This window comes from Kitasatospora sp. MAP5-34, assembly GCF_029894335.1.
In the GTDB taxonomy this organism is placed as follows: Bacteria; Actinomycetota; Actinomycetes; order Streptomycetales; family Streptomycetaceae; genus Kitasatospora.
In genome coordinates this window covers 139365-155806 of the sequence record NZ_JARXZC010000008.1, presented here as the reverse complement: position 1 = coordinate 155806, position 16442 = coordinate 139365, and the positions used below count along the sequence as shown (strand labels likewise).

At 70.7% G+C, this 16442-nt stretch carries 15 protein-coding genes; 4 read left to right on the top strand and 11 right to left on the bottom strand.

What is annotated here, in order from left to right; genetic code table 11:
• Positions 1 to 4: 4 nt before the first annotated feature.
• The 5 genes from P3T29_RS10505 to P3T29_RS10485 form a co-directional block, all read right to left on the bottom strand.
• The gene (locus tag P3T29_RS10505) at positions 5 to 760 is read right to left on the bottom strand and encodes a response regulator transcription factor (RefSeq protein WP_280716046.1); all 756 of its coding nucleotides are present in this window, start codon (positions 758 to 760) and stop codon (positions 5 to 7) included.
• Between the two features lie 398 nt (positions 761 to 1158).
• Complete coding sequence (locus tag P3T29_RS10500; RefSeq protein ID WP_280716045.1) at positions 1159 to 1770, bottom strand: DUF5666 domain-containing protein; 612 nt, start codon at positions 1768 to 1770, stop codon at positions 1159 to 1161.
• A 17-nt stretch (positions 1771 to 1787) separates the two neighbouring features.
• On the bottom strand, positions 1788 to 2978 hold the full coding sequence (locus P3T29_RS10495; protein ID WP_280716044.1) for an ABC transporter permease: 1191 nt from the start codon (positions 2976 to 2978) through the stop codon (positions 1788 to 1790).
• 11 nt (positions 2979 to 2989) lie between these two features.
• Positions 2990 to 3772: an ABC transporter ATP-binding protein gene (locus tag P3T29_RS10490; protein ID WP_280716043.1), complete on the bottom strand. Its 783-nt coding sequence runs from the start codon at positions 3770 to 3772 to the stop codon at positions 2990 to 2992.
• Complete coding sequence (locus P3T29_RS10485; RefSeq protein WP_280716042.1) at positions 3772 to 5157, bottom strand: biotin/lipoyl-binding protein; 1386 nt, start codon at positions 5155 to 5157, stop codon at positions 3772 to 3774. The genes P3T29_RS10490 and P3T29_RS10485 overlap by 1 nt, the downstream gene beginning before the upstream one ends.
• Before the next feature lie 470 nt (positions 5158 to 5627).
• On the opposite strand from P3T29_RS10485, the gene P3T29_RS10480 reads away from it, so the two are divergent.
• Positions 5628 to 6740 (top strand): hypothetical protein, encoded by a 1113-nt coding sequence (locus tag P3T29_RS10480; protein ID WP_280716041.1) that lies wholly within the window; start codon positions 5628 to 5630, stop codon positions 6738 to 6740.
• 86 nt (positions 6741 to 6826) lie between these two features.
• Here the strand turns inward: P3T29_RS10480 and hisC are convergent, their stop codons facing one another.
• Complete coding sequence (hisC, locus tag P3T29_RS10475) at positions 6827 to 7906, bottom strand: histidinol-phosphate transaminase (RefSeq protein ID WP_280716040.1); 1080 nt, start codon at positions 7904 to 7906, stop codon at positions 6827 to 6829.
• Positions 7907 to 8240: 334 nt separating this feature from the next.
• Between hisC and P3T29_RS10470 the strand changes: the two genes are divergently transcribed.
• The 3 genes from P3T29_RS10470 to P3T29_RS10460 all read left to right on the top strand — a co-directional run bounded on the left by P3T29_RS10470 (position 8241) and on the right by P3T29_RS10460 (position 11881).
• Positions 8241 to 9404: a LacI family DNA-binding transcriptional regulator gene (locus tag P3T29_RS10470; protein WP_280716039.1), complete on the top strand. Its 1164-nt coding sequence runs from the start codon at positions 8241 to 8243 to the stop codon at positions 9402 to 9404.
• 125 nt (positions 9405 to 9529) lie between these two features.
• Entirely contained in the window at positions 9530 to 10756 is a 1227-nt protein-coding gene (locus tag P3T29_RS10465; protein ID WP_280716038.1) for a metallophosphoesterase, read from the top strand.
• Between the two features lie 231 nt (positions 10757 to 10987).
• Positions 10988 to 11881: a hypothetical protein gene (locus P3T29_RS10460; protein WP_280716037.1), complete on the top strand. Its 894-nt coding sequence runs from the start codon at positions 10988 to 10990 to the stop codon at positions 11879 to 11881.
• Positions 11882 to 11921: 40 nt separating this feature from the next.
• On the opposite strand, the gene P3T29_RS10455 is transcribed toward P3T29_RS10460, so the two are convergent.
• The 5 genes from P3T29_RS10455 to P3T29_RS10435 all read right to left on the bottom strand — a co-directional run bounded on the left by P3T29_RS10455 (position 11922) and on the right by P3T29_RS10435 (position 16249).
• Entirely contained in the window at positions 11922 to 12431 is a 510-nt protein-coding gene (locus P3T29_RS10455) for a DUF5994 family protein (RefSeq protein ID WP_280716036.1), read from the bottom strand.
• 195 nt (positions 12432 to 12626) lie between these two features.
• A complete protein-coding gene (locus P3T29_RS10450; RefSeq protein ID WP_280716035.1) occupies positions 12627 to 13037 on the bottom strand; it encodes a hypothetical protein in 411 nt (136 codons plus the stop codon).
• A gap of 648 nt (positions 13038 to 13685) precedes the next feature.
• On the bottom strand, positions 13686 to 13976 hold the full coding sequence (locus P3T29_RS10445; RefSeq protein ID WP_280716034.1) for a helix-turn-helix transcriptional regulator: 291 nt from the start codon (positions 13974 to 13976) through the stop codon (positions 13686 to 13688).
• 11 nt (positions 13977 to 13987) lie between these two features.
• On the bottom strand, positions 13988 to 14401 hold the full coding sequence (locus P3T29_RS10440; RefSeq protein WP_280716033.1) for a type II toxin-antitoxin system RelE/ParE family toxin: 414 nt from the start codon (positions 14399 to 14401) through the stop codon (positions 13988 to 13990).
• A gap of 171 nt (positions 14402 to 14572) precedes the next feature.
• On the bottom strand, positions 14573 to 16249 hold the full coding sequence (locus tag P3T29_RS10435; protein ID WP_280716032.1) for a DUF885 domain-containing protein: 1677 nt from the start codon (positions 16247 to 16249) through the stop codon (positions 14573 to 14575).
• Positions 16250 to 16442 lie beyond the last annotated feature (193 nt).

The window sequence follows — 16442 nt, the reverse complement described above, 5'->3', positions numbered from 1 at the left end:
CGGCTCAGGACTGCGGCGGGCGACGCAGTGCGTACCCGATGCCGCGAACGGTGTGGATCAGCTTGGGGCCGTGCGCCGGGCCGGAGTCGAGCTTGCGGCGCAGGTAAGAGATGTACGACTCGACGATCGAGAGGTCGCCGCCGAAGTCGTACGCCCAGACGTGGTCGAGTATCTGGGCCTTGGAGACCACCCGGCCGACGTTGGCCATCAGGTAGTGCAGCAGCTTGAACTCGGTCGGCGAGAGCGCGATCGAACGGTCCGCGCGGGTCACCTCGTGGGCGAGCGGGTCCAGGGTCAGGTCGCCGACCATCAGCCTGCCGTCGTCGGACGGACCGCCCGCCCGGCGCAGGATCGCCCGGATCCGGGCGATCAGCTCCTCCAGGCTGAACGGCTTGGTGACGTAGTCGTCCGCTCCGGCGGCCAGGCCCTGCACCTTGTCGCCGGTGCCGTCCCGGGCGGTGAGGAAGAGCACCGGCACGTGCTCGGCGGACTGCGGCCACTGGGTCTGCTCGCGCAGCCGCTCGACGACGGTGAAACCGTCCAGGTCGGGCAGCATCACGTCCAGCACGACCAGGTCGGGCCGCTCGTTGGCGACGGCGGCCAGCGCCTCTTCGCCGGTCGCGGCGGAGACCACCCGGAAGCCGGAGAATCGGAGCGAGGCCGAGAGCAGCTCGCGGATGTTGGGCTCGTCGTCGACGACCAGCAGGAAAGCCTCGCCGGCTGCGGCAGTACCCGCGACCCCGGTTCCTGTGGTCGGCACGGCTGCGGTCGTAGTCCCTTGCACGGTTGATCCGCCTCCCGGTCGAACGCTGACATCCTTGATGGACGATAGCCCGGGGGACGCTACGTGTGGTTGATGAAGGCTTGATGAACCCGCCCGACACCCCACAGCCCACGGAGCACCGGCCGGTTCGCATACCTGATCGTCCAGGTCCGCCGGCCGCGCAGTGTCGAGCGGCCGGTACCGGACTGTACCGGAACCCGACCGGGACCGGACCGGAATCGGACTAGCCCAGACCGGATCGGACCGGCAGGACCACCCAGGACCGGACCGCCGGACCGCCGGGCAGCACGGGACGGCCGACCGGCGGTGCCGGAAGACGGACCGGCCCGGCCGATCGGGGTATCGGCCGGGCCGGAGTCTGTCGCGAGCGGGTGTCAGCCGCCGGACGGGGTGCGGGTCCCCCCGCCACCACCGCCGCCGAAGCCACCGCCACCGCCGCCGCCGCCGAAGCCGGTGGTGCCGCCCTCGGTGAGCTGGGTGGCGGCGTAACCGCCGGAGGCGTCCGGGGTGCCGACCACCACGACGCTCTGGCCGGGCTGGAGGTCGGCGACCTGGCCGTCCTTGCTGAGCTGGATCTTGGTGGTGGCGGCCGTGGTCACCTTGATGGTGTTGCCGTTGGCGTCGGTGAGGTAGACGGTGCTGCCGTCGACGGCCTTGACCGTGCCCCGGGCGAAGCCGCCGCCCGCGCCACCCTGGCCGCTGCGACGGGTGCCGCCACCGGCGCCGCCGCCGTAACCCCCGGCGCCGCCGCCCGCGCCACGGGCGCCCTGGCCTGCGGCCCGGGTGCTCGTACCGGTGGTCGTGCCGTTCCCCTTCTCGTACCAGGCGCCGCCCGCGAAGGCGGCCGTGGCGATCGCCGCGCCGGCCAGGCCCAGCGAGAGCCAGGGCAGCTTGCGGCGCGGGGCCGCCGCGAGTTCGGCGGTGATGTCGCGGGCGTCCGGCGGGGTGGCCAGCAGCTCCGTGTTCGGATCGTTCTCGTGAGGCATGGTTCGGTGCTCCTGGTTCACTCGTGCCGAAGGGCTTCGATCGGGCGCAGCGAGGCGGCCCGGTTGGCGGGGTAGCTGCCGAAGAACAGCCCGATGGCCACCGCGATCGCGAAGGCGCCGAGCACGGACTCCGGGATGACCACCGGCTTGATGCCGACGATGCTGAAGTGCGATCCGAAGATCCCCACCGCCACCCCCAGCCCCGCGCCGATCACCGAGAGCAGCGTGGATTCCGTGAGGAACTGCCCGAGGATGACGCCCTTGGGTGCCCCGAGCGCCTTGCGGATACCGATCTCCCTGGTCCGCTCGGTGACGGTGACCAGCATGATGTTGGTGATGCCGATCCCGCCGACCAGCAGCGAGATCGCGGCGACCGCGCCGAGCAGCACGGTGAAGGTCTTGGTGGTGCTCTCCCGGGCGGTCAGCAGCGAGGTCTGGTTGCTGATCCGGAAGTCGACCTTGCTGGGGTCGCTGATGGCGTGGGTGCCCATCAGGATCCGGGTGATGTCGCTCTGCGCGGCCGTCGTGGTGTCGGCCGAAGTCGCCTGCACCAGGATCTGGTTGACCGAACCGAAGCCGGTGAAGGCGTTCTGCACGGTCGGCAGCGGGGCGATCACCACGTCGTCCGGGTCGTTGAAGCCGGTGCTGCCCTTGGTCTGCAGCACACCGAGGACGGTGAACGGGGTGCCGCCGATGGTGATCTTCTTGCCGACCGGGTCCTCGGTGTCGAAGAGCTGGCTGGCGGTGGTGGAGCCGATCACCGCGACCTTGCGGGAGTTCAGCACGTCGTCGTTGCTGAAGTAGTCGCCCTTCGCCACCTTCTGGTTGGCGGTCTCGAAGTACGCCGGGTAGGTGCCGATGATCGAGCCGGGCGTGTACGAGATGTTCCCGTACAGCGCGGCGGCGCTGGTGGTGACCACCGGGGCGACGGACTTGATCGAGGGCGCGTCGGTGGCCGAGGCCAGCGCCTTCGCGTCGTCGACCGTCAGCTTCTTGACCGTGCTGCCGGCGGCACCGCGCGCGCCCATCGAGGAGACGGTGAGCGAGTTGGTGCCGAGCGAGGTGATCGAGTTCTTGACCGCCGTGGAGGAGCCGTTGCCGACCGCCAGCAGCAGGATCACCGAGGCCACACCGATCAGCACGCCGAGCATGGTGAGGAACGAGCGCACCTTGTTGGCGGCCAGGCCGCCGAAGGCGAAGCGGAGCATCTGCCAGAGGATCACGCGCGAACCCCCACGAGCTCGAGGAGGGCGGGCGGCAGGCCGTTGACGGGCGCCTGCCGTACGTCGTGGATGATCGCGCCGTCCACCAGGCGGATGACCCGCTTGGCGTGGTGGGCGACCTCGTCCTCGTGGGTGATCAGGACGATGGTGCGGCCGGTCGCGTTGAGGTTGTCGATGATCGACAGCACCTCCTCGGTGGAGCGGCTGTCCAGGTTGCCGGTGGGCTCGTCGGCCAGCAGCATCGCCGGTGCGGTGACCAACGCCCTTGCCACCGCGACACGTTGCTGCTGGCCGCCGGAGAGTTCGTTGGGCTTGTGCCCGGCGCGCTCGGTGAGCCCGACCATGTCCAGCGCGGCCAGCGCCCGCCGCCGGCGCTCGGCGGAGCGCACGCCCGCGTAGGCGAGCGGGAGTTCCACCTGAGCGAGGGCGGTGGTGCGGGGCACCAGGTTGAACGACTGGAAGATGAAGCCGATCTTGCGGTTCCGGACCAGCGAGAGCTGCCCCTCGTCCAGGTGACCGACGTCGATGCCGTCCAGCAGGTAACGACCTGCCGTCGGGACGTCGAGGCAGCCGAGGATGTTCATCAGCGTCGACTTGCCGGAGCCCGAGCTGCCCATCACCGCGACGAAGTCACCCTGTTCGATGTCCAGGTTCACCCCCAGCGGGGCGCCGGTCACCGGATCGTCCGGACCGCGCAGGGCGTGCACGGTCGCGTCACCGTGGCCGTACGACTTGGTGACCCGGCGGATCTGGATGACGGGGGGCTTCTGACTCGACATCAGCCCTTGCCTCCGCCGCCGCCACCGGTGCCGCCACCGCCACCACCGGCTCGACCGCCACCGCCGCCACCGCCGAAGCCGCCACCACCGAGGGCGCCACCGCCCAGACCGGGGAAGCTGCCGCTCGGGAAGCCGTTGCCGCCACCGGCGGTGGTCGAAGCGAGCTCGACCTTGTCACCTTCGTTGAGTCCGGAGACCACCTGCACGGTGGAGTCACCCTCGACGCCGACGGTGACGTCGACCCGTGCGGTGGTGCCGTCGTCGTGGACGAGCGTCGCGGTCCGGCTGGTGCCGGTACCGGCGAGCGCGGTGGTCGGCACCGAGAGCGCGTTGTCCGCCTCCCCGGTGATGACCGAGACGGTGGCGCTCAGGCCGGTCCGCAGCTTGCTGGTGTCGCCGTTGATCTGCAGCACCGCGCCGTACTGGACCGCGCTGGACGAGCCGCTGCTCGCCAGCGGGAGCGAACTGACCGACAGGACGGTCGCGTTGAGCTTGGTGTCGGACTGCGCGTTGAGCGTGACGGTGGCCGCCTCGCCCTTCTTCAGCTTCAGCGAGTCCAGCTCGGAGAAGGCGCCGCTGACCTGCATCCCGGAGGGGTTGGTCAGCACGACGAAGCCGGTCGGCGAGGAGCCACTGGAGCTCGAACCCGAGCTGCCGGAGGAGGACTTGGAGCCACTCGCCCCGGAGCCGGAGCTCGAACCCGAGGCGGACGCGACGGTGTCGCCGACCTTGCCGGCGACCGAGGCGACCGTGCCGTCCGCCGAAGCGGTGAGCGTGGTGCCGGCCAGCGCGGTCTGGGCGTTCGCCAGCGCGATCTTCGCGGTGTCCACCTGCTGCTGGGCCTGGGCGACCTGGGCGTCGTCGACCTTGGTGGTGGTGATGGTGGTCATCTGCGGGGCAGGCGTGGTCGAGGAGCGACCGCCGCCGCTGCCACTGCCGCCACCGGTGCCGGTGCCGCCCGTGGAGGGCAGCGGGGAGCTGGTCGTGGTGGTGACGCCGGCCTGGGCCTTGGTGAGGTTCGCGTCAGCGGCGGTCAGGGCCGACTGGGCCGTGTCCACCTGCTGCTGGGCGTCGGTGGTGTCGACGGTCGCGAGCACCTGGCCCTTCTTCACCGAATCACCGACGGCGACGTCGACCGAGGTCAACTTGCCGCCGGTGACGAAGTCCTGGCCTGTGTCACTGGGGGAGGAGAGGGTGCCGGAACCGGACACCGTGGCCAGGACCGTGCCCTTGGTGACAGCGACACTGCGGATCTGGGCCTTGCCGGCGGCCGAACTCGTACCGCTTCCCAGAATTGTGTAGGCGAGCGCGGCCCCGGCCAGCAGGGCCACGCCGAGCGCGGAGTTGACTAGGACGGCACCGCGCCGTCGCGGGAGGACCTTCATGGGCCACAGCTTCGCGCGGGGCTCTTGCCAACCCCTGTGCCCCGGCTGGGAGAAACCTGAATCCAGCAATCCGGACAATTACCACCCAACCGGTGTGGCCGAGTCCGATTCACTACCCGTTTCCGGCAAGCTGTTGATTGAACTACCAGCGAGTTCCCAGCGCATCCAGTGTGCTTCTGAATCCTCCTGCCCCAGCCCGGCCGCAGCACCCTCCCGACGTCGTCCGGTGACCGTCGCAACCGGCCGGACGGCCAGGGCGGTTCCGGAGGGCGCGAGGTGCTGTCACCCGCCCCCGAGGTGCTGTTACACGCCCATGACAGCCGCCGCACAGCCCCGGGATCCTTGGCTGACAGTCTTCTCTCATCGCACAGAGCGGCAGCAGGTCGAACGGGTGGACGACAGACCCAGGGGACGAGCGGCGCGGCTCCCGAGCAACCAAGCAGCATCCACATCCCTGGGGGGAAACACTCATGTCCGCTCGTATGCACCGCCGCTCCGCCGCCATCGCCCTCACCGTCGCCATCACGGCCGGCGCCGCAGCACTGCTCTCCGCCTGCGGTCCGAACGCCACCGGTAGCAACAACGCCGCACCGGCCGGGAACACCGTGGTCACCACGACCCCCTCGGCAACGGCCACTCCGACCGCCGCCCCGACCGCGTCGGTCGCGCCCAGCACCGCCCCCAGCACCACCCCCGGCAGCGCCGCCCCGGTCACCGCGACCCCCCGCCCGGCCTCCCTGCACAGCGCCCCCGCTGCCGCGCCCGGCCGGAACGGCACCGCGAAGAACGGGCTGACCATCAGCAACGGCACCCGGTACGTCCTGATGAACGGCACCTCGGTCGACTTCGGCACCGCCGTCAAGGACCTCGCCTGGTCGCCGAACGGCGCCAAGGCCGCCTTCATCGACGGCGCCGGCGACCTCGTCACCGCGAACCCGGACGGCAGCGGACGCGTCGTCGTCGCCAAGAACTCCGGCGGGCAGACCTGGTCGCACCCGACCTGGCAGGTGGCCCCGGCCGACTCGCACTACCTCATTCCGGCGAAGAACAACCTCGTCTTCAGCGTCGGCCGCGGCGGCGCCGCCCGGTTGGAGAAGGTCCCCGCCGACAGCGTCGACGCGCAGCCGACCGTGCTGACCCTGGGCGGCTACGCCGGCGACAACGTCGCCCCGCTGCCCGAGACCGGCAACGGCTGGGCGAGCGGCGGCGGCAAGATCGCCCGGATCGTCTACGCCAACTCCACCGACGGCAATGTCTACATCCGTGACGAGTACCTGCGCCAGAACGGCGGCGTACTCACCCCCGGCTCCGAGCCCGCGCTGTCGCCGAGCGGCTCGGAGGTCGTCTTCGTCCGTTCCGTCGGCGGGCACGACCACCTCTTCGCGGAGCAGCTGGACAACGGCCCGGTCCCCGCGAAGGACCTCACCCCGCACGCCACCACCGACTACACCGAGCCCGCCTGGTCCCCCGACGGCACCACCCTCGCCGTCCGCACCCCCGACGGCATCGCCACCCTGCCCGCCAACGGCTCCGCCGCGCCGACCCTGGTCTCCACCTTCCCTGGTCTGCCGTCCTACCGCTGACCGAACCCACGAGGTGAGGGGCGGAGCGCCGGTGGCGCTCCGCCCCTCACCCGTCGGCTCCCTGACTCAGACCGACCGGTCCTACGTCACAGCTCCTTGCGGAAGGTCTCCGCAGTGGCGAGGAAGATGTCGTTGCCGGCCACCTCGCCGATGGTGACCCGGACGCCCTCGCCGGCGAACGGACGGACCACCACGCCGGCCCGGTCACAGGCCGCCGCGAAGTCCATCGTCCGCTCGCCGAGCCGCAGCCAGACGAAGTTGGCCTGTGAGTCGGCCAGCTCCCAGCCCTGCTCGGTCAGCGCGGCGACGACCCGGGCCCGCTCCTCGACCAGCGCCTCGACCCGGACCAGCAGCGCGTCCTCGGCCCGCAGCGAGGCGACGGCCGCGTCCTGGGCGAGCCGGCTGACGCCGAACGGGACGGCGGTCTTGCGCAGCGCGGTGGCCACCGGCTCGTGCGCGATGGCGAAGCCGACCCGCAGGCCGGCCAGGCCGTACGCCTTGGAGAAGGTCCGCAGCACGCAGACGTTCGGCCGGTCGCGGTAGATCTCGACGCCGTCCGGCACCTCGCTGTCGCGGATGAACTCGCGGTACGCCTCGTCCAGCACCACCAGGATGTCGCCGGGGACGGCGTCCAGGAAGCGCTCCAGCTCGGCGCGGTGGATCGCCACGCCGGTGGGGTTGTTCGGGTTGCAGACGAAGATCAACCGGGTCCGGTCGGTGATCGCGGCGAGCATCGCGTCCAGGTCGTGCGCCTCACCGGCGGTCAGCGGCACGGGCACGGGGGTGGCGCCGGCGACCTGGACGATGATCGGGTACGCCTCGAAGGAACGCCAGGCGAAGATCACCTCGTCGCCCGGGCCCGCCGTGGCGAGCAGCAGGGACTGCGCCACGCCGACCGATCCGGTGCCGGTCGCGATGTGCTCGGCGGGCACGCCGAAGCGCGCGGCCAGCTCGGCGGTGAGCTCGCTCACGGCCATGTCGGGGTAGCGGTTGAACGAGCCCGCAGCGGCGATCGCCGCCTCCAGCACGCCGGGCAGCGGCTCGTACGGGTTCTCGTTCGAGGACAGCTTGTACGAATCGGCGCTGGCCGGCTTGCCGGGCTTGTAGGTCGGGATGCCGTCCAGGGTCGGCCTGAGCCGGGGACCCTGCGCTGCCGTACCGCTCACGGTGCACTCCTTCTGTTCTGGCCGTCTTGCGGCGCTCTGCCTACGTCCGGGACCGCCGTCGTACGGAGCCCGTGACCCGGACCCGCACCACCCCGGTCGGGTGCCCTGAACGATACCGACCGCTCTCACCCGTAGGAGTGAGATGCGGATCCGGGTCACAGGTGCAGATCAGCCATTCTGCCGCGTTCCTATGGCACATGTCAGAGGTAAGAAGGCCGAATCGAGGCGGGTATCGAAGGGGCCTCCAGCGCCCGACTCACGGAGAAACGGTTCTCCATCACCTCCGTACGCCTCGGTCACAGAGACCCGTCATGCGCCATACGATCGGTCCGCCATGACAGCAGCAGCCAACCAGAGCGGTCGGCGACCCACCACCTCGCGGCGTCTGGAGCGGGCCGGCATCCGGGATGTGGCAGCAGCCGCCGGAGTGTCGATCACCACGGTCTCGGACGCCTTGAACGGTAAGGGCCGCCTTCCCGACGAGACCAGAAGCCGAGTGCGCGAGGTCGCGGAGCGCCTCGGCTACCGCCCGTCCGCCGCCGCCCGGACCCTGCGCACCGGCCGGTCCGGTCTGATCGGACTGACCGTCACCACCTATGGCGAGGAGCCCTTCACCTTCACCGAGTTCGCCTACTTCGCCGAGATGGCGCGCGCGGCCACCAGTGCGGCGCTCGGCCGTGGTTACGCGCTGGTGGTACTGCCCGCCTCCTCCCGGCACGACGTCTGGAGCAACATCGCCCTGGACGGCACCGTCGTCATCGACCCGCCCGACCAGGACCCGCTGGTCAGCGAGCTCTACCGGTCCGGCGTGCCGGTGGTCAGCGACGGCAAGCCGGGCAACTGCCCGGTCACCGCCTGGGTCGACAACGACCACGAGGCCGCCGTACTCGGCATCCTCGACCACCTCTCCGAGGCCGGCGCCCGCCGGATCGGCCTGCTCACCGGCACCTCCACCGACACCTACACCCGGCTCTCCACCGACGCGTACCTCGGCTGGTGCCACAAGGTCGGCCAGGAGCCGGTCTACGAGACCTACCCCGCCCACGACCCCGCCGCCGGCGCGGTCGCCGCCGACCGCCTGCTCGCCCGCCCGGACCGCCCGGACGCGGTGTACGGCCTCTTCGACCCCAACGGCACCGACCTGCTCGCCGCCGCCCGGCGGTACGGGCTGCGCGTCCCCGACGACCTGCTGCTGATCTGCTGCAGCGAGAGCGACGTGTACGCGGCCACCGAACCCCCGATCACCACCCTCTCGCTCAAGCCGCGCCGGATCGGCACCACCGTGGTCAACCTGCTGATCGACGCCATCGAGGGTGTCGACTCGGGCACGGGCGTCGACGTCGGCCGCCTCTTCCCCGCCCGCTACCGCACCGCCGGCACCGGCCCGCCGCCCGGCACCCTGATGCCCACCGAGCTGATCGTCCGGGCGTCCTCGCAGCGCCGCAGCACCCGCACGACCGTCAGCCCACCCCGCCCCCGCCCGGCCGGCGAGGCCTGACCGCCGCCGGCCCCCGCAAGAAACTGCTCCAAGAGGTCACAGTTCTGCCCCCGGAGGGACTCTCCGGACGATTGGATACCGACCAGGTGAGGACGCCGGGAGAGTGGTCTTCCTATGATGGGCGAATGACACCCGAGGACCGCTTCCCCGGGCCTGAACAGCCCGACTCAGGCCCCCGCCATCAGCAGGACCTCGACGTGCTCCCGTACGGCTCCTACTACGAGCCTCCCGAGCCGGCCCCCGGGTACGGCTACGACAACACGTACAGCGACAACACCTACAGCGGCTACGGCGGCGCCCGCTTCCTGGAGCAGCACTGGCCGACGGTCAGTCACCACCCGGACGCCCGAACGGCGCAGCCCTCGGAGCCCGCTCCGGGGCCGCAGCACGAGGCGCCGGTCCAGCAGCTCCCCCGGCACGAAGTTCCGCAGCACGAGATCCAGCAGCACGAGGTCCCCCAGCACGAGGACCCGCCCACGATCGAGCTGAGCGCGCTCGGCGAGGAGCTCCACTACCCGTACCCGCAGCCCGAGCCGGGCGAGGCCCCCGGCCCGCTCTACGTGGTCGGCGACGTGCACGGGTACCTCGACGAGCTGCTCGCCGCCCTCCACCAGCAGGGTCTGATCGACGCCGAGGGGCACTGGTCGGCCGGGCGTTCGCGGATCTGGTTCCTCGGCGACTTCACCGACCGGGGGCCGGACGGCATCGGCGTCATCGACCTGGTGATGCAGCTGGCCGCCGAGGCCGCCGCAGCGGGCGGGTACTGCCGGGCCCTGATGGGCAATCACGAACTGCTCTTCCTCGGCGCCTCCCGGTACGGCGACGAACCCGTGCAGTCCACGGCGGGCACCGCGTCCTTCCTCGCCGCCTGGCGGCTCAACGGCGGCCAGCAGCACGATCTCGACCGCCTGGAGACGCACCACATCAGCTGGCTCTCCCGGCTCCCGGCGATCGCGCTGGAGGACGAGCACCTGCTGCTGCACTCCGACACCACCGCCTACCTGGAGTACGGCGAGTCGATCGCGGCGGTCAACGACGCGGTCCACGCCCTGCTCGCGGACGAGGGCGCGGACGAGTGGTGGGACTGCTTCCGCCGTTTCACCAAGCGCTTCGCCTTCCGGGGCGACGCCGGACCGACCGCCGTGCACGAGCTGCTCTCGGCCTACGGCGGCCGCCGGGTGGTGCACGGACACAGCCCGATCCCGTACCTCACCGGCTCGGCCCACCTGGAGGACGGCACCCCGCCGCACGTTCCCGGCCCGTACATCTACGCGGACGAGCTGGCGATCGCGATGGACGGCGGGGTCACCATGGAAGGCCGCCTGCTGGTCGCCCGGCTGCCGCTCAACTGAGCGTGACCGGCCGGGCCACCGGCGTCAGCATCGGCGCCGACCTGGGGCTGACTGAACAAGTGTTCAGCGCTGCAGGACTCCTGACGGTGCGGAAAATCCGGAAACCGACTGTCTCCCGCTCGGTGCTCGCCCCTACGATCGAGGCAACCACACCGGACCACGACCGGCCGCCGCACGGCCCGCCCTGGTCCGTCCGACCAACTTCCGTCACCAAAGCGGAACGGGGTACCCATGGCCAACACCCCGCACCTGCCCGCCGAGGACCGCCCGGACTACGAGCGGGCCCTCGACGAAGCACTGCGTGACCGTTCGATCCTCGATGCCCTGCACGCATCCGGGCCACATCTGAACTCCGAGCAACTGCACACCAAGGCGCTGCTCGCGGCGGACGAGGTCGCGGCAGTCGTCGCCGCCGAGCACGAGCGCTACGCCGGACTGCGCGCCGCACTCCACCCGGCCGACGACCGGTCCACCGACAGCACCGGCGCCCGGGCCGATGACCGGGCCGACTCGGGCAGGCTCACCGCCCGGCTCCGCTCCGAGGAGGGCGCCGGGTTCTTCCCGGTGCTCACCGTGCTCACACCCGTGCTGGCCTGGGCGGCCGCAGCCGTCCTGCTGCTCATCGGGTACCTGCTGCGCGCCGGGAGCCCCACACTGCCGCTCGGCAGGGCGCTGGTGACGGCCGGCTGGGTGCTGGTCGCGGTCGGGGCCGCCGCCCTGGTGGTCGGCACAGTCGGCCTGCTGCTGACCGCCCTCCGGGACGGCTCCGCCACCCCGTACGGCCAGGACCCACAGCTGCGCGCCGACCTCGCCGAGGCCCGCCGGGTCTGGCTCACCGCCCTGCGCGAGCGCGCCATCCTCCCCTACCTGCACGCCAACCTGGAGTCCGCACCCGCGCTCTCCCCCCAACCCGTGCCGGCCACCCGGCCCGACCACGGCGGCCCGGACTTCACCAGCCCCGACTTCACGAGCCCCGGCTACAGCAGCGCGCGCTTCGGCAGCCCGGGCTTCACCAGCCCCGGCGCGGACGGCCTGACCGACCCGACCGGCGGCGCACCCCGCACCGCCGAGTTCAGCAGCCCCGGCTACAGCCCACCCGACTTCACCGGCCCGAACGAGGTCTGACCGCTGCCGAACCGGACCGGACCGTCGCCGGTCCCGACCGTCATCGAGTCGGCTCGGGAGGCATTGGCGGCACCGGCGGCGGCCGGTCGACACCTGCGGGCTCGGTGAGCAGCCGGTCCGCCGACCTGCTGTTCCCGGGGCCGGCGGCCGAGGCGAGCGCGGCCAGGGCGACACCCCGCCGGGTGCGCGGTGGCACCACCAGCAGCAGGAAGTGGTCCTGGTGTCCGCCGCCCACGCTCATCGTGTGGGCACTGGACGAGAAGCAGTTGATCCGGATGACATGCCCGTCCACCGTGATCCGGCTCGGCACCTCGTCCCAGGCCGACCGCTCGACCGCGACATGCAGGACCGGCCCGATCACCGGCCGAAGCGCGTGGATCAGACCGGGCAGCTCACGCTCTATCCGGCGCGACCGGGGCCACCAGCCCCCGTCGAACATGCCCGAGTGGGACAGCGAGGAGTCGATCCGCAGTCGCGGCGCCCTGCGCAGCACCGTACGGAGGGGCGGAAGATGGATCAGCGGATAGGGCGGTCCTCGGTCAGCTGCCATGACAGCCCGTCTCCGGCTCTCGACGAACCGGGTCACCGTCCAAGGGCGACATCGACTTCTGCGCCGACATGCTGGATGTCCTCAGTACCTCCAACAGTACGCCGCCGAAAGTCGATCCGGACCTCCCCGCCGAGCGTCGCTCAAGCTCCGAACCGGCGACCGAGTCAGCGGTCCGGAGCCTGCCGGGCGACAGCCTCAGCCGACCTGGTTCTCGGCAGCCGCAGCCGCAGCCGCCGGCACCGGCTGCGGCACGGCGTCCTGCGGAACAACGGCCTGCGGCGGGACCGGCTGCGCCATCGGCCGCGCCATCGGCTGCGGCGCGCTCGTCTTGCTGCGGGCACCCAACGACCGGAAGAAGTTGACGATCATCATGACCGGCAGGATGAACGCCTTGAAGAAGATGACGTAGTGGCCACCCTGGAAAATGAAGCCGAGGTAGACGCCGTAACCGACGAACCCGAGGCCGGCCACCACATTGAAGATGCGCCAGCCGGTGCTCAGCGCAGCTGACTTGACGGCACCGATGACAATCATCGCAATGCCGCTGAAACACAGAAGTACGACATACCAGGAGAAGAGGGGCTCGGCACTGAAGTCAAGGTTCAAGAAAGGGATCCGTATCAATATCGGACAAGCAGTCAGTAGGTACGGTCGCGTACCGTACTGGACCGCAGCAGCCCGTGTCTCCCCCATTTGCTCCGCGAGTTCGACCGGTGAGGTCTGGCTGATGGCCATCCCGGCTGCGGACCCAGACAGTGCATGCCGCGAATGCGGGACTCGATCGACGCACTGATCAACTCCCGTAGCACGAAGCGCACATGACTGTAACTCAGAAGCACCACCGGGATCGCCACCGGGGGCGGATGCGATTACTCCAGGCCGTCTTCGTCAGGCAGAATCTCGGCCTCCTGGAGCTCCTGCCATCCCTCGTAGTCCCACTGCCGGGCGGCCTGAATGTACCGGGCACGCTGGGCAGCACGCTCGGGGCACCCGTCAGACCCCGCTGGTGCGTCGGTCGACTTGTGGCAGGTACACCTGGTTACCCGAGGTGGGGCCGCGAGGCCCCTGGCCGGGCGGGGCTCGAAGGGCTTTCCGGGCTCCCCGGCGGCCGGCTCATCCGCCATGACTTCCTAGCCTCCAACGCACTCGACCGGGGGAGTCTCGAAGCCGTTCGGACACCTGCTCGACAGGCAAATGCGGTACAGCGGAACCGCGCAGACGAAGGGCTTCCGTGACAGCCGGAGGCCACCACGCCTACAGCCGCACGGACAGCTTCCCCACCGTGGCCATTATCGTCAGCTCGCCACCGATGGCGTGCAGGTACGCCGCCATCGTGGCGGTGTCGAGGCGGGCGGTACCACGTTCGATCTGGCTGATCCGACCCTGGGTGACACCCATCTCGGCGGCAACCTGCGACTGGGTGAGGCCCTGGGACTTACGCAAGGTGGCAAGCTCGTGCCCGCGCTCGGCGTCGACCAGCTCCGCCTTGAGCTCGTCGATCCGTTCGCGCTGCTCCGGAGTGATATCGGCTGTCAGATCGGTCATGCCACCGAGCTTCATCGTCCGTCACCTTCCTTCCGCTGGTGGTCCAGCTTCTCCTGTTCGAGTGCTTCAAGGTACGCCGCGTACTTGCCGTCCGCCTCTTTGATCGCCTTGGGATACCAGGATGCCCACTGTCGGCTCGCGGCCTTGTTCCCCGCGACCAGGAAGATGGCCCGCCGCTCGGGATCGAAGACGAAGAGCAACCGGATGCTGACCGTTCCGCCACTACGCGGACGCAGCTCTCTCATGTTCCGGTAGCGGCTCTTCTCGATCGCACCGACCGTGGGACGGCGCAGGGAGGGGCCGACCTCCTGAAGGCGCTCAAGTGCGGCGATCACGTGCAGGTGACTGTCCGGGTCCTCCTTGGCCAGCGTCTTGATCCACTCCAGCACATCGGCAAAGAAGCGCAGCTCATATGGTTCACCCACACAAATAAATTAGCACGAGCTAATATCTTGTGCAAGGCCTAAATAGCCCCGGACTCCGGCTGTGCGACCTGCGTGTCCCCCTGCCCGGATCCGCACCTCGCTACAACCCCGTGCAACGCCGAGTCGCTCCCCCGGCGGCTGCGAGAGCCGCCGGGGACAGCGCCCGTAGTGCTACAACCCCGCGAGGTTGTCGACCAGGTCGTCGAGGCCGAACGAGCCCTGGGAGAGGGCCTTCATGTGCCAGGCCTTGAGGTCGAAGGCGGCGCCGTGACGGCGCTTGGCGGCCTCGCGGCCCTGGAGCCAGGCGCGTTCGCCGAGCTTGTAGCCGATGGCCTGGCCGGGCCAGCCGAGGTAGCGGTCGATCTCGCCGTTGCGCCGCTCGGCGGGGCTGCCGTGGTAGGTGGCCATGAACTCGGTGGCCAGCGCCGGGGTCCAGCGTTCACCGGGGTGGAAGCCGGAGTCGGCGGGGATGGTGAGTTCGAGGTGCATGCCGATGTCGATGATCACCCGGATGATCCGCAGCATCTGCTTGTCCAGGTAGCCGAGCCGTCGGCCGGGGTCGGTCTGGAAGCCCAGGTCGTCCATGAGGCGTTCGGCGTACAGGGCCCAACCCTCGACGTTGGCACTGACCTTGCCCAGGGTGACCTGGTAGCGGCTCAGCCGGTCGGCGACCACGACCCACTGGGCGAGCTGCAGGTGGTGGCCGGGGACACCCTCGTGGTACCAGGTGCTGACGATGTCCCAGGTCGGGAAGGTCTCCCGGCCGAGGGTGGGCAGGTAGGTACGGCCGGGGCGGCTGAAGTCGAGGCTCGGGCCCGAGTAGTACGGCGCCGCCGAGCTGCCCGGGGGCGCGATCCGGGACTCGACCTTGCGGAGGGGCGCGGAGATGTCGAAGTGGACACCGTCGAGGGCGTCGATCGCCTCGTCCATGATCTGCTGCAACCAGTCCCGGATCCCCTCCTCGCCCTTGATCGCGTGGCCGTGCTCGTCCAGATGGTGCATGGCCTCCAGGGCGGACGAGCCCGGCAGCACGCGATCGGCCTCGCCCTGCATCTCGGCGGCCGTCCGGTGGAATTCCTCCCAGGCCCAGGTGTAGGCCTCGTCCGTGTCGAGGTCGGCGCCGGTGGCCTGGCGCGCGGCGCGCAGGTAGCGTTCGCGGCCGACGGCGTCCGGGGTGTCCGCTGCAGCGGGGAGGTAGGTGTCGCGCAGCCAGGCGCGGAACTCGTCGACGGCGGCGGTGGCCCGGAGGGCGGCGCCGTCGAGTTCGGGGCGCAGGCGCGCGGAGCCGTCCGCCGCGAAGCCGGCGAACCAGCCCGCGCCGCCGGTGTCCCGCCCGGTCCAGGCGTCGAGTTGACCGATCACCGCGTTGGTCTGGCGCGGAGCGGACAGCAGCCCCCGGGAGATGCCCTCGCCGAGGGTGGCCCGGTAGCGGTCGAGCGCACCGGGGAGGTTGCGCAGCCGTCCGGCGACTGCAGCCCAGTCCTCGTCGGTGGCGGTCGGCATCAGGGTGAAGATCCCGCGCAGCTGGTGGACGGGCGCGGCGACATTGCGCAACTGACGGAAGTTGTCGCCGGCGTCGTGCACGGCGAGCTCTGCGGTGAGGCGCTCTCGCAGCAGCCTGGCACAGGCCAGTTCGGCCGGGTCATCGACGGTGGGGAGGGCGTCGAGGACGGTGAGCGTACGGCGGGCGAGCTCGGCGACGGCGTCGAAACCCTCGGGCGAGAGATCCGGCTGCCGGTCGTCACCCGGGTGCAGGCCGAGCCACGCCGAGGTCATCGGGTCGAGGGCGGCGACCTGGTCCACATAGTCGTCGGCGATACCGCGAGGTGTGATTAGGTGATCTGACATACGGTCATCCTGTCTGACCGAGGGCTGTCATGTAAGGACACCAGCCACTTCGGCAGCACGGACGCTGTCACCGCCGCCGACACCCGCGCGACCGGCACACCCGGCAGAACACCCAGCCGGCACCCCCGGACGCCGGATGCCGCGCGGCACTGCCCCGGAAGAGCGACCAGCGGAAGCGCGTAAATCGCTATCC

Bases quoted from the DNA above. Each gene is read 5' to 3' on its own strand.
- P3T29_RS10495 (WP_280716044.1), bottom strand. From the start codon at position 2,978: ATGCTCCGCTTCGCCTTCGGCGGCCTGGCCGCCAACAAGGTGCGCTCG.
- P3T29_RS10480 (WP_280716041.1), top strand. From the start codon at position 5,628: ATGTCCGCTCGTATGCACCGCCGCTCCGCCGCCATCGCCCTCACCGTC.
- P3T29_RS10455 (WP_280716036.1), bottom strand. From the start codon at position 12,431: ATGGCAGCTGACCGAGGACCGCCCTATCCGCTGATCCATCTTCCGCCC.
- P3T29_RS10465 (WP_280716038.1), top strand. From the start codon at position 9,530: ATGACACCCGAGGACCGCTTCCCCGGGCCTGAACAGCCCGACTCAGGC.
- P3T29_RS10435 (WP_280716032.1), bottom strand. From the start codon at position 16,249: ATGTCAGATCACCTAATCACACCTCGCGGTATCGCCGACGACTATGTG.
- P3T29_RS10490 (WP_280716043.1), bottom strand. From the start codon at position 3,772: ATGTCGAGTCAGAAGCCCCCCGTCATCCAGATCCGCCGGGTCACCAAG.
- P3T29_RS10485 (WP_280716042.1), bottom strand. From the start codon at position 5,157: ATGAAGGTCCTCCCGCGACGGCGCGGTGCCGTCCTAGTCAACTCCGCG.
- P3T29_RS10470 (WP_280716039.1), top strand. From the start codon at position 8,241: ATGACAGCAGCAGCCAACCAGAGCGGTCGGCGACCCACCACCTCGCGG.
- P3T29_RS10500 (WP_280716045.1), bottom strand. From the start codon at position 1,770: ATGCCTCACGAGAACGATCCGAACACGGAGCTGCTGGCCACCCCGCCG.
- P3T29_RS10460 (WP_280716037.1), top strand. From the start codon at position 10,988: ATGGCCAACACCCCGCACCTGCCCGCCGAGGACCGCCCGGACTACGAG.
- P3T29_RS10445 (WP_280716034.1), bottom strand. From the start codon at position 13,976: ATGACCGATCTGACAGCCGATATCACTCCGGAGCAGCGCGAACGGATC.